Origin of the sequence: Prochlorococcus sp. MIT 1314 (genome assembly GCF_034093315.1) — a bacterium.
Classification (GTDB): Bacteria; Cyanobacteriota; Cyanobacteriia; order PCC-6307; family Cyanobiaceae; genus Prochlorococcus_A; species Prochlorococcus_A marinus_Y.
Genome location: NZ_CP139300.1, coordinates 110,501 through 122,727 on the forward strand (window position 1 = coordinate 110,501; position 12,227 = coordinate 122,727).

Sequence of the window (12,227 nt, forward strand, 5' to 3'; positions counted from 1 at the left end):
CTAGTAATAACTTACTTATAATGGATATAGATTTAAAAAGCTATTAGTCAATATGAATATTGTTTTTAGAGAAGTTGATCCTTTTAACTGTTGGATATGGATAAGGTTTTCAGAGTCACCAACTCAAGATGAAAAAAAATATTTAGATGGCGTGTTTGATAGTTGGTACGTTATAGGAAGGTTAGGGGGATTTAACTCTGAAAATTTGCAAACGCATGATGAGGGTTCAGATCTCAGTTGGATGTCTTATGATAATAACCAAAAAAACGCATCTCTTCCAGCTCTAATGCATAATTTAGGAATTATGGAATATCAAAACCTTTGGGCCAGATGTTGGGTTGATTTTGGGACTTCAGATTCGATTTCAATAGATATCTTAATTAATTCTTTGAATGAAATATCAAATAATTATGTAAAAATTGAAGAGTTAATTATTGGAGGTGAAAATAATGATTGGGCTATTCAAGAACATGAAGATTTGGTTTTTAAAGATTAAGTGTTTTAGATGGAAGACTTAACAAGATTATTTATTTCCAATGAAAGAATTATTAATATTAAGAATAATAATTTAGAGCTGACTAATGATGAGGCTCATTACTTAAATAAAGTAATGAGGATAAAAACTGGTAAGGAAATATTTATAGCTAATGGAAAGGGTTCATTATGGAGAGCTAAAAAAGTTAAAAATGATTGTTTAAACATAAGTCAATTTAAAAAACCTTACTTATTTCAAGAACAAGAAATTTACTTATTGGGAATAGCTGTTGTTGTACCCAAAAGGGGTTTTGAGGATATTTTAAAAATGTGTACTGAAATAGGAATTGATTTTATACAACCATTATTTTCAGAAAGACAGGTCAACAAAAGTCTAAACTTTACGAGAAAAATTTTGAGATGGAATACAATTATCAAAGAAGCAGTTGAGCAAAGTGAGAGATTATGGAAACCATCTATTTTGAATGGTATGGATATTATTGAATGGATGAAAAGTAGAGATAATCAAGAAAGAGTTTCAATTTCTATTACTAGAGAAGATAATTGTTATGACTTAAATCAATGGTTGAAAAAACAGCAAGAATTTATAAATAAAAAAGGTGCCATTTTTTGGAATGTAATAGGCCCTGAAGGAGGTTGGTCTTCAAGAGAAATTGATTTTTTTAAAAACAATAATAATACCTTTGTTAAACTCTCTGACACTATCTTGAGAACTTCAACAGCTAGTATTAATGCATCATCAATTCTTAACCAATGGAGAAATGATTTCAAATTAAGGAATTAGATAAAAATGGATTTAATTACAAATCAATTTTTTATAGGTTTTTGCATTAATTTTATTTTGATTTATATATTTTGCAAGATCCCTTTGATGACTAAAGGTGGCTGGATAAGTGCAGGTATTTTAGGAACAATTTTGTGGGGATGTTTGTCTTGGCAGGGATGGATGTCAGTTGTGATTTATTTATTATTTGGCGCTCTTGTTACCAAAATAGGTTTTAAATTTAAAAAAGAACGAGGAATAGCCGAAAAAAGAGGTGGAAGAAGAGGCCCTGAAAATGTTTGGGGTTCCGCAGCTACAGGATTATTTCTTGCAATGATGACCAAATTTAATCCTGCGAATGTGCTTTTCTTTAAAATAGGCTTTGCAGCAAGTTTTGCTGCAAAGTTGGCGGATACTTTTGGTAGTGAAATTGGAAAAAGGTTTGGCAAAGATACATATTTAATAACTTCACTAAAAAAGGTTGATAGAGGCACTGAAGGAGGAATAAGTATAGAAGGAACATTAGCTAGTTTCTTGGGATCAATTTTTATGACTTTTGTAATGCTTCGTCTATCAATTATTTCTACAATATCTCACTTCATAATTGTTGCTGTCTCAGGATTTTTGGCAACACTTTCTGAAAGTATTATTGGGGCTAAATTTCAAAATAAGTATAAATTAAGTAATGAGATGGTAAATGCTATTCAGACAAGTATTGCTTCTATTTTTGCTATCTTTTCCCTTATCTTTTTCCCATATTTTTTAAATTAAAAATGTTTGGAAAGATTTATGAATCCTTCCATTTTGTAAGAATTTCCCAGCTCTTTAGTCTTTGAAAAATCCAGAAATGACCTTCAGAATTTAAATGAATCCCATCACTAGTAATCCAATTCTTACTCCTTTGATCAGAGTACATTTCTCTAAAAGTAGGCAGAAATGGAACATTCTGATTCAGACATACTTCCTCTATTCTTCTTTCATAAGAATTACAAAAATCATTTGAGTACCATAGACATCCTGCGAACGGCATTTCGTTCTCATTAACAGGTGTCAGACCAAGAACAAAGACCGTGGTTTGCGATCGCATTTCATTAATTAATCTCTCTAATCCATATTCAAATCCATCGATATCTAATTGATGCCTTCCATTTTTTTGACCAATCGCGGCAGTGTCGTTAAGACCTACATTAAGTAGTATTGCTTTAGGTTTATTTCTTCTTGTTTCTCCCCTAGAAGACCATTCTTTTTCCCATCTAGATGAAACTTTTTCTATCCCATCTCCTCTTACTCCAAGTTGATAAATAACTGGCCCATTTTGATTCTTGGACCATTCTTTTCTTAGCCTCTCGCACCATCCCCCACCTTCATGATCACCCCATCCATAAACTGAGCTATCTCCAATTACAACTAACTGTTTTGGTAAACTAATCACTATAAAAGGAAAAAAACAATTACTTGATTCAACAAAATATTCTTAGAGATCAAGTTAAACCATTTTTGATTTTACCATTTATTAATTCGCCAACTATTGCGATTGAGCTATAAGCTATCAAAACTGTGGTAACTTCTTGCCATGCGAATGAACTTAGTGATTCCTGTAATTGCCAACCTAGACCAACACTTCCAATAACCCCAACGATGGCAGTTTCTCTAATAATTATGTCAGATCTATAAGCGCAATATGCTAAGTAACTTTTAGCTTGTTGAGAAAATAAACCAAAAAGCCAACTAGTCTTTTTTGAGATTCCTAAAGATCTCATGGCGACATAATGACTCTTGTCTTGACTCTCTAGATTTGTAAAAAGTAATTTGCTTGTAATGCCAGCGTTATGAAGACCTAATGTTAAAGCTGCTAAAGATAAAGAAGGATTATTAAAAGTTAATAGAATTAGAAGTATTACAGGTGTTGGTATTAGGCGTAAAAAAAATGCAAAAAATCTTATAAGAATCTTAGAAGAATTGTTGTTAAAAATTCCTATAACTATTGGAGGTAAACTTATTGCAATCCCTGTTGATAAAAGACTTAAAATTATTGTATCTAATATAAGTTTTAAGAAATAAAAAAATTCTAAATATGAGCTTGATTTTAATAGAGAATTTAAATCTTCAAAATTATTATTAAAAATAAAATACAAGGAATATGAAAAAGTAAATAAAATTGTTGTAAAAAAAACTGCAATTATAAAAATAGATAGATTTTTATTTGGTTTGTTAAATTTAATCTTTTTAAATATTTCTCTTGAAATAATTATCAAAATTGCTAATGACCACAAATAGCTCCATAACTCTCTGAAATTTAAAGTTTGAAAAGATAAAAAAATACTAGTACCTATTCCTCCAATCCCAAAAAGTCCCAACATCACAGTACTTCTTATTGAACATTCTAATCTATATAAACCAAAATTTTTAAAGGTAATTATTATTGGATTCCATATTAAAGTTAATAAAGAAGAAAGTTTAGGCCCATGGATTTGGTTTATAGATTCAATTGTTTTGTAGTCAATGGTTTCTAATTGTTCGGCAATAACTTTTGAATTTACAGCAATATAAGGAATACATATAGCTATTATTCCTATTGAAAAATTGATGCCATATATTTGCATTAATAATAGTCCCCAAACTACTTCATGAATAGATCTCAATATGGTTAAAATAGACTTTATTACGCCATAAAAAACAATTGGAATATTAAAGATTTTATAAAAAATATTTGATGATAATATTCCAAAAATTATTCCAAAAATAATACTCACCAACCAACTAAAAAAACCAATTAAGATTGTTTCATTTAATCTGTTAATAACTTTAATTATGATTTCATTATCGATCTTGGGATTTAATGCAGAAACTAAGAATTCTTGGAATAAATTAAGTCCTCCAAAATGTAAATTATTTATTAATTCATACCCTAAAGGTATGAAAACCAAAATTGGAAGAAAAGATATTGAGGTATAGTTAAATTTTAATTTATACAATTAATTAATATACTTTGTCTAAATGAAACTTCTTTAAGTCAGTTCTTTTAAGATTGAAAAAAATTTCACCATCCCTTATCCCAATAACTTTATCGAAATCATTCAACAAATCTAATCTATGTAATGCAATTAATGTTGTCTTTGGGGATTTTGTTTTGTTTTTATCGACATTTTGCAGGAGTAGGTTTTTAATGGTTCTTATCAATTTGGGATCTAAATTATTAAAAGGCTCATCTGCAAGTAATATATCTGATCCTTGAATTAATGATCTAGCTATAGCTACCCTTTGTTTTTGTCCTCCAGATAGGTTTCTGATTTTTTTGGAGTAAATAGAGTGATTAAGTTTACAGTGTTGCATATATTTATGAGCCTTCTTAAATGAACTTATATTTAGCAAATTTTTAAAAGCGAAAAAAAAATTTTCTTTTGCGAGCAGTCCACAATTAACATTTTGTTCAGCTGAGAGATCTTCTATTAGTCTTAAATCTTGCCAAATAGTTGTTATCTTACGTTTTTGCTTTATATCTAATTCCTCGAAAGTTTTATTGAATAATTTAACCTCACCTTTAGTTGGCTTTATAGTGCCATTAAGTAAAGATATAAGAGTAGTTTTCCCAGAACCACTTTTACCTAAAAGTGCAATTTTCTCCCCTGAATTTATTTTTAAATTTACTTTATTTATTATTAGTCTATTTTCGTATTTATAAGATATGTTTTTTAATTCTAAGAGAGTTTTATTCATCTAATTTTTTTTAATTTCCTCCCAATATCTTCTATATTTTTATATTGTTTTGCTTCTGCATTAACAAATCTTTTTGCATTGAACATATCTAATATTTTTTTATGTGATTCTTTCTTGATATCTAAATTTAGAATTGCTGATTTAAGTTTTTTTGTGAATCCTTTCATGAATCTATTGTCTAGATCACCTTGAGCAAGCCAATGATAGTCAACATATTCTGGAGTAACCCAGAATAATTCTAAATTCCTTGTTCTTGTGGGATTATTTTTAAGGTTTTTTTCCCAAACTTGTTTATTTAAAGCTCCAGCATCGAATGCTCCGTTATTAACCAAAGCTATTGTGGCATCATGACTACCACTAAAACTCGCTTTCTTTCCTTTAAAATGTTCAATTTCTACTCCTGCTTGATTTAAGAAATATTCTGGCATTAATCTTCCAGACGTTGAGTTTTCAGAGCCAAAAGTAAATCTTAAATTTTTGAGTTTTCTAAGATCTTTAATATCTGAAATTGAGTTAAGTTCTAAATTTTTATTTACTATGAAAACACTTTTGAATTTCTTATCAATATCTCTTTGAGCTATGACAATTGAATTTGGAGTTTGTAATCTTGCTTGAACTCCTGATAAACCACCAAACCAAACCAAATCTAAATCTTTTGTTCTAAATCCAGTTACTGCTGCAACATAATTAATAACAGGAATATACTTTACTTCTACATCAAGTTGTTTGGATAATTCTTTTGAAAATAAATTAAATCTTTTGTCTAAAATATCTTGATTTTGGTCAGGTATTGCTCCAACCCTTAGAACTATGGAATTTGACAATACAGGCGACGATAAAAAAGATAAAAAAATAGATGAGTTAATTAAAATTTTTTTTATATTAATCATAATGAAGACAGCAATTAATAATATTTAGAAATTGCTTTCTGAAGTCTACAAAGACCATCTTTTATTTTAACCTCGGAAGTTGCACATGAAATTCTAATACATTCATCAACCCCAAAAGCTTTTCCAGGTACAACAACTAATCCGTAATCTTGAAGTGCTTTTTTGCAGAAATCAACAGAAGTAATTGAGGAGTTAGGTAATCTTGGAAATGCGTAAAATGCTCCATTAGGTTCTTGAATATGAATCCCATTTATATTTTTAAGGCCCTCATAGAGAAGACTTCTTCTTTGATCATAATGGCTGTTAATCATTGAGAAAAACTCATTATTTATTTTTAAAGCCTCCAAAGCACCTTTTTGAACAAAAGAACAAACATTACTTGTACTTTGACTTTGTAATGCTGAGGATGCTTTGATCACATCTTTGGGACCCACTAAATAACCTATTCTCCAGCCAGTCATAGCCCATCCTTTTGCAAATCCATTAATTATAAAAATTCTCTCTTTTAAGTCATTTGCTAATGAAGATAAACTGTAGTGATTAAAATCCTTTCTAAGGATTAGTTCGTAGATCTCATCAGAAAGAATATTGATATTTGGATTTTCTCTGGCTATATCAGCAATTTGCAATAATTCGTCCTTTGACATTACTCTTCCAGTAGGGTTATTGGGAGAATTGATAACTATAAATTTAGTTTTAGAGGAGATTTTAGACTTCAAATCTTTTATATTTATTTTAAATCCATCTTCAGCAGAAGAATTTGTAAAGATTGGATTTCCACCAGCCAACCTAACCATCTGGGGATAACTTAACCAATATGGAGCAGGTATGATAACTTCGTCTCCTTCATTTAATAAAACTTGGAAAAGATTGTATATTGCTTGTTTGGCTCCATTGGTGACTATTACATTTTCAAATTCAATATTTAAGTTGTTTTGAATTTGAAATTTATTTGCAATTGCTTTTCGAAGATCTAAATTGCCCGCTGCAGGTCCGTACTTTGTGAATCCATCAAATATAGCTTTACTTGTAGCCTCTATAACTTCTTTTGGGGCATTGAAATCAGGTTCTCCAGCACTTAAATTGCAAATATCTACTCCTTCTGCAGCCAATTGATTTGCTTTGGCACTTATCTGTAATGTAAGTGAAGGCTGAATTGAAAGTGCCCTTTCAGATAAATTAACTTTACTCATTGATTTTATAGCTTTTCAAATATGACTTTTAATAATGACAAATGCATAAATTAAGAATAAGTAAAACTATCACAGAATGGTTAATTTTGGTTCATTTTCTTAATTTATTTTATTTTCATGTCTTGAGTTCTTAAGATAAAAAATATTTTAATTTTTATTGTCGGTGAAAAGCTTAGTTGTTGGGAGAGGAAGTGTATTTGCAGATTTGTTAATAATTGGTGAAGCACCTGGCGCACAGGAAGACTTAGAGGGAAAACCTTATGTAGGTAAATCTGGTAAATTATTAAATGAATTATTGATAAAAGCTGGGATTGATTACAAGGAGGATGTTTATTTTTGTAATGTAATTAAATGTCGTCCACCAAATAATAGAAAACCTACTACCAGAGAGATTAATATTCATAAACCTTGGTTATTCCAGCAAATAAAACTAATTGATCCTAAATTTATATTACTTACTGGTTCGACTGCTATGAAAGCTATTTTAGAAGTTAAAGATCCTATAAGTAATTTAAGAGGTCAATGGATTAAAAAAGATGGAAGAGAAATTATGGTAATTTTTCATCCATCTTATTTGTTGAGATTTCCTTCAAAAGAAATCAATAAACCTTATTATCTAACTTTAAAAGACCTAGAGAATGTAAGTGGTAAACTATATGCCTTATAATTTAATAAATCCTTTTTGAATATCAAGAATTTTAATGTCATTAACTCAATCAAAAGAGGTTAATAGTCTCTCCAAAAGATATTCAACTCATATTCAAAGGAGGATAACTAGAACAGTAATGGTTGGTGATATAGCTATTGGAAGTGATTACCCAGTAAGAGTTCAATCTATGATCAATGAAGATACTATGGATGTTGAAAATGCTTACTTTGCGATCAAAAGACTTCATGATGTGGGTTGTGAAATAGTAAGATTAACAGTCCCTTCCTTAGCACATGCAAAGGCAGTAGGAGATATAAAAGAAAAATTATTAGAAAATAATATCAACACTCCCTTGGTTGCTGATGTTCATCATAACGGTATGAAAATTGCAATGGAGGTTGCAAAGCATGTTGATAAAGTAAGAATTAATCCTGGGTTGTTTGTATTTGAAAAATCAGACCCAACAAGAACTGAATATACAGATGAAGAATTTGAAACTATTAAACAAACAATACTTAAAAGATTTACTCCTTTAGTGGAAGTTTTAAAGGCTAAAAACAAAGCTCTCAGGATTGGAGTTAATCATGGGTCTCTATCAGAGAGAATGCTTTTTACTTATGGAGATACTCCATTGGGAATGACAGAGTCTGCGATGGAGTTCGTGAAAATTTGTGATGAGCTTGATTTTCATAACATAATTATTTCCATGAAAGCTTCTAGGGCCCCGGTCATGATGGCGGCTTACAGGATGATCGCAGATAGGCTTGACTTAGAAGGATATAATTATCCATTGCATTTAGGAGTGACGGAAGCTGGAGATGGCGATTATGGAAGAATTAAAAGTACTGCCGGAATCGGAACGCTTCTAGCAGAAGGATTAGGAGATACCATTAGGGTTTCTTTAACAGAAGCCCCAGAAAAGGAAATTCCAGTGTGCTATTCAATTTTGCAATCTTTAGGATTAAGAAAAACGATGGTTGAATACATAAGTTGCCCTAGTTGTGGTAGAACACTTTTCAATCTAGAAGAAGTCGTAGATAAAGTTAGGAATGCTACTTCCCATTTGACTGGTTTAGATATAGCAATAATGGGATGTATAGTAAATGGGCCAGGTGAAATGGCAGATGCTGATTATGGTTATGTTGGGAAAGGCAAAGGAACTATTGCCCTCTATAGAAGGAAAGAAGAGATAAAAAGAGTCCCTGAAGACGAGGGGGTTAATGCTTTAATCCAACTTATTAAGGATGATGGGAAGTGGATCGATCCTTAAGGATTTATCAAATTTAGAAACTATAAATAAATTTTTTTTTTATAATATGGAAAAATTGATTCTTTGAAGATAAAGAAATTGCTTAAAAAAAATTTTATATTTTTGTTTGCGACAACCTTTTCTGGGATATTTTTTAGTAATTTTGCAGAAGCAACAGTTTTAAATAATAGTTATAAAGAAGTAATTGATCATGTTTGGCAAATTGTATATAGAGATTTTCTTGATTCAAGTGGTAAATTTCAAAAGTCTAATTGGATTAAGCTAAGAAAAGAATTTTTATCAAAAACATATTCAGACAGCAATGAAGCCTATGATGCGATTAGAGATATGCTATCTAACTTAGATGATTCTTATACAAGATTTCTAGAGCCTAAGGAATTTAATCAAATGAGAATTGACACCTCTGGTGAATTAACTGGAGTTGGTATCCAAATAGTTAAAGATAAAGAATCTGATGATTTAATAATTATTTCTCCTATAGAGGACACACCTGCTTTTGATGCTGGAATTAAAGCTAGAGATAAAATATTATCTATAGATGATATTTCTACTGAAGGTATGAATATTGAGGATGCCGTGAAATTAATAAGAGGACAAAGAGGTACCAAAGTTAAACTTGAGATTCTTAGAGGTTCTCAATCCTTTTTTAAGGTATTATTAAGAGAAAAGATTGAAATAAAATCAGTTTCGAGCAAGGTCAATCAAACCAAAAACGGTTTATTAATTGGCTACGTAAGAATTAAACAATTTAATGCAAATGCATCAAGAGAGGTGAGAGATGCTATTAAGGATTTAGAAATAAAAAAAGTCGCAGGATATGTTCTTGACTTGAGAAGTAATCCTGGAGGTTTATTAGAGTCAAGCATTGATATCTCTAGACATTTTATTAATAAGGGAATAATAGTAAGCACATTAACTAAAGATGGTTTAAAAGAAGTTAAAAGAGGGAACGGTCAAGCTCTAACAAAAAAACCTTTAGTAGTTTTAGTTAATGAGGGTTCTGCAAGTGCTAGTGAAATAGTTTCTGGTGCGATAAAAGATAACAAAAGAGGTAAGTTGGTTGGGAAGAAAACTTTTGGGAAAGGCCTAGTTCAATCTATGAGAACTTTAGTTGATGGTTCAGGGCTAACTGTTACAGTCGCTAAGTATTTAACTCCAAACGGCACTGATATAAATAAATCTGGAATCGCCCCAGATATAGAAGTAAGAATGAATATCAACCCTATTCTTCAAAGAGAGATTGGAACTAGAAAAGATAAGCAATATAAGGCAGGTGAAAAAGAGCTAATAAATATAATTAAAAGAAAAAATGAGATAAGTCAGTTTAACCCTTCCACTACAAACCTTAATGCATTCTTAAAAATTAATAAAAGAAATACAGTATTTTTATTAAATTAATTACTCATATCCAACATTCTTTTTATTGGGACAGATGCTTTTCTTATTATTTCTGGGTCAAGTTCTATGGATGGTGAATTGTTTTTCAAACAATCAAGAATCTTTTCCAAAGTATTTAATTTCATATATGGACACTCGTTACATTTGCAACCCTCTATGTCTGGAACTTCAATAAAGATTTTATTAGGTTCTTTCTTCTTCATCTGGTGTATTATTCCAGGTTCAGTTAATACCATGAAAGTTTTAGATGGATCTTTGCTGACGAAATCAAGTAATTTACTGGTTGATCCAATGAAGTCTGAGAGAAGTAGTAAATTTTGACTACATTCAGGATGAGCAATGACTTTTGCTCCTGGATTTTGGTATTTTAATTTTAGTAGGGCTTCTTCACTAAATGATTCATGAACAATGCAGCTGCCGGGCCATAATTTGAGATCCCTACCTGAATTTTTCTGAACCCATCTGCCAAGATTCTGATCGGGCGCAAAAATTATCTTTTTATCTTCAGGTATTTTTTTAACTAATGAGACTGCATTACTGCTTGTACATATAAGATCACTTTGCGCTTTTACTTCCGCAGTGCAGTTTATGTAACTTACGACATAGTGGTCTGGATTCTGTTCTCTAAACTTTTGAAATTTGTCTGAAGGACAATCGTCTGCTAACGAGCATCCTGCGTCAATATCTGGAAGTAAGACTTTCTTGTTTGGGCTAAGTATTTTTGCGGTTTCAGCCATAAAGTGTACCCCGCAAAAAATTATTATATCTGCATCATTATTTGCAGCTTTCCTAGATAGATCTAATGAATCTCCAATAAAATCTGCAATTTCTTGAATCTCTGGAGCTTGATAATAGTGCGCCAGAATAATGGCATTAGCTTTTCTGCAACGCTTCTTTATTTCAGAAATCAAATCCTCTTCATTTTGGACGGATTTCTGTTTTGCAGTAGAAGTTATACTGGTCAGGATTTAGAATATCTCTAAATAGATTATATGCCTTTAAACAGAAAAAATTCTGACAAATTTAAAAATTGCTATTGTTGGTGACTGTCATGGTCAATGGTCTGAATTAGACTTGAAGGTTTTATCGATTATCAAACCAAATATTGTTTTATTTGTTGGTGATATTTCTGATGGAAGTGTCAAAATAATTAAAAAAATCAATGAGATCAAAATTCCTACTTTTGTGATTTTAGGAAATCATGATAGAGGGAAAGATTCTAATGGCGAAACTCTCTCAAAGCAGATACGTGTTCTAGGTGAAAAATATTGTGCATGGGATTTGAAAATTTTTAATAATCAAATCAATTTATTGTCTGCGAGACCATGTAGTTCTGGCGGAGGCTATTATCTTTCAAAAGAAGTTAAAAGTGTTTATGGACCTATCACCGAACAAGATTCAATAAATAAAATTATCGAATGTTCGGAAAAGACTGTTGAAGATATTCCTTTAATAATGATGTCTCATGCTGGCCCTTCGGGTTTAGGTTCACAAGCTAAAAGCATTTGTGGGAAAGACTGGAAATTACCCTCTTTGGATTGGGGAGATAGAGATTTGTCTGTTGCTATCTCTCAAATACAAAAGAGAAGAAAAGTTGATCTTGTAATTTTTGGTCATATGCACAATCGACTTAAAAGAAATCTTGGTTTAAGAGAGATGTTTAAAATTGATAGCAAAGGGACAATTTATTTCAATACTGCTGTAGTGCCAAGATATAAAACTGATGAAGATGGGAAATTACTAATTAACTTTTCATGGATTGAGTTTGAAAAAAAGGAATTAAGAAATGTCTCTCACCGATGGTATTCAGAGTCTGGTGAAATTTGTGAAGAAGATAAATTTTTTTAGGATT

Annotated in this window: 13 protein-coding genes; 7 read left to right on the forward strand and 6 right to left on the reverse strand. The window is 30.8% G+C overall.

What is annotated here, in order from left to right:
* Nucleotides 1-52 precede the first annotated feature (52 nt).
* The 3 genes from SOI86_RS00585 to SOI86_RS00595 are packed head-to-tail and all read left to right on the forward strand — an operon-like array spanning nt 53 to nt 2,029.
* The gene (locus SOI86_RS00585) at nt 53-496 is read left to right on the forward strand and encodes a DUF3531 family protein (RefSeq protein WP_320681703.1); all 444 of its coding nucleotides are present in this window, start codon (nt 53-55) and stop codon (nt 494-496) included.
* Nucleotides 497-505: 9 nt separating this feature from the next.
* Nucleotides 506-1,279 (forward strand): 16S rRNA (uracil(1498)-N(3))-methyltransferase, encoded by a 774-nt coding sequence (locus SOI86_RS00590; RefSeq protein ID WP_320681704.1) that lies wholly within the window; start codon nt 506-508, stop codon nt 1,277-1,279.
* 6 nt (nt 1,280-1,285) lie between these two features.
* Nucleotides 1,286-2,029, forward strand: coding sequence for a TIGR00297 family protein (locus SOI86_RS00595; protein WP_320681705.1), 744 nt, complete (start codon nt 1,286-1,288; stop codon nt 2,027-2,029).
* A gap of 16 nt (nt 2,030-2,045) precedes the next feature.
* On the opposite strand, the gene SOI86_RS00600 is transcribed toward SOI86_RS00595, so the two are convergent.
* Genes SOI86_RS00600 through SOI86_RS00620 form a run of 5 tightly spaced genes read right to left on the reverse strand, consistent with a single transcriptional unit; the run spans nt 2,046 to nt 7,058 of the window.
* A complete protein-coding gene (locus tag SOI86_RS00600; protein WP_320681706.1) occupies nt 2,046-2,690 on the reverse strand; it encodes a GDSL-type esterase/lipase family protein in 645 nt (214 codons plus the stop codon).
* A gap of 49 nt (nt 2,691-2,739) precedes the next feature.
* Nucleotides 2,740-4,233, reverse strand: a complete 1,494-nt coding sequence (locus SOI86_RS00605) for a phosphonate ABC transporter (protein WP_320681707.1) — start codon at nt 4,231-4,233, stop codon at nt 2,740-2,742.
* 4 nt (nt 4,234-4,237) lie between these two features.
* Nucleotides 4,238-4,975 (reverse strand): ATP-binding cassette domain-containing protein, encoded by a 738-nt coding sequence (locus SOI86_RS00610; RefSeq protein WP_320681708.1) that lies wholly within the window; start codon nt 4,973-4,975, stop codon nt 4,238-4,240.
* Nucleotides 4,972-5,865 (reverse strand): putative selenate ABC transporter substrate-binding protein, encoded by an 894-nt coding sequence (locus SOI86_RS00615; protein ID WP_320681709.1) that lies wholly within the window; start codon nt 5,863-5,865, stop codon nt 4,972-4,974. Before SOI86_RS00615 ends, SOI86_RS00610 begins: the two co-directional genes overlap by 4 nt.
* Nucleotides 5,866-5,879: 14 nt before the next feature.
* Entirely contained in the window at nt 5,880-7,058 is a 1,179-nt protein-coding gene (locus tag SOI86_RS00620; RefSeq protein ID WP_320681710.1) for a pyridoxal phosphate-dependent aminotransferase, read from the reverse strand.
* A 163-nt stretch (nt 7,059-7,221) separates the two neighbouring features.
* Here SOI86_RS00620 and SOI86_RS00625 point away from each other — a divergent pair, with 163 nt between their 5' ends.
* The 3 genes from SOI86_RS00625 (at nt 7,222) to SOI86_RS00635 (ending at nt 10,375) form a co-directional block, all read left to right on the forward strand.
* A complete protein-coding gene (locus SOI86_RS00625) occupies nt 7,222-7,725 on the forward strand; it encodes a uracil-DNA glycosylase (RefSeq protein WP_320681711.1) in 504 nt (167 codons plus the stop codon).
* Nucleotides 7,726-7,759: 34 nt separating this feature from the next.
* Nucleotides 7,760-8,977: a (E)-4-hydroxy-3-methylbut-2-enyl-diphosphate synthase gene (gene ispG, locus SOI86_RS00630; RefSeq protein WP_320681712.1), complete on the forward strand. Its 1,218-nt coding sequence runs from the start codon at nt 7,760-7,762 to the stop codon at nt 8,975-8,977.
* 63 nt (nt 8,978-9,040) lie between these two features.
* Nucleotides 9,041-10,375 (forward strand): S41 family peptidase, encoded by a 1,335-nt coding sequence (locus tag SOI86_RS00635; protein WP_320681713.1) that lies wholly within the window; start codon nt 9,041-9,043, stop codon nt 10,373-10,375.
* Here SOI86_RS00635 and nadA read toward each other — a convergent pair.
* On the reverse strand, nt 10,372-11,343 hold the full coding sequence (gene nadA, locus SOI86_RS00640; RefSeq protein WP_414477944.1) for a quinolinate synthase NadA: 972 nt from the start codon (nt 11,341-11,343) through the stop codon (nt 10,372-10,374). The two genes, SOI86_RS00635 and nadA, sit on opposite strands and share 4 nt — an antisense overlap.
* A 106-nt stretch (nt 11,344-11,449) precedes the next feature.
* Between nadA and SOI86_RS00645 the strand changes: the two genes are divergently transcribed.
* A complete protein-coding gene (locus SOI86_RS00645; RefSeq protein ID WP_320681714.1) occupies nt 11,450-12,223 on the forward strand; it encodes a TIGR04168 family protein in 774 nt (257 codons plus the stop codon).
* Nucleotides 12,224-12,227: the final 4 nt, after the last annotated feature.

Excerpts from the sequence above, each read along its gene's own strand:
- SOI86_RS00590 (WP_320681704.1), top strand. The coding sequence starts at position 506 with ATGGAAGACTTAACAAGATTATTTATTTCCAATGAAAGAATTATTAAT.
- ispG (WP_320681712.1), top strand. The coding sequence starts at position 7,760 with ATGTCATTAACTCAATCAAAAGAGGTTAATAGTCTCTCCAAAAGATAT.
- SOI86_RS00595 (WP_320681705.1), top strand. The coding sequence starts at position 1,286 with ATGGATTTAATTACAAATCAATTTTTTATAGGTTTTTGCATTAATTTT.
- SOI86_RS00620 (WP_320681710.1), bottom strand. The coding sequence starts at position 7,058 with ATGAGTAAAGTTAATTTATCTGAAAGGGCACTTTCAATTCAGCCTTCA.
- SOI86_RS00585 (WP_320681703.1), top strand. The coding sequence starts at position 53 with ATGAATATTGTTTTTAGAGAAGTTGATCCTTTTAACTGTTGGATATGG.
- SOI86_RS00615 (WP_320681709.1), bottom strand. The coding sequence starts at position 5,865 with ATGATTAATATAAAAAAAATTTTAATTAACTCATCTATTTTTTTATCT.
- SOI86_RS00610 (WP_320681708.1), bottom strand. The coding sequence starts at position 4,975 with ATGAATAAAACTCTCTTAGAATTAAAAAACATATCTTATAAATACGAA.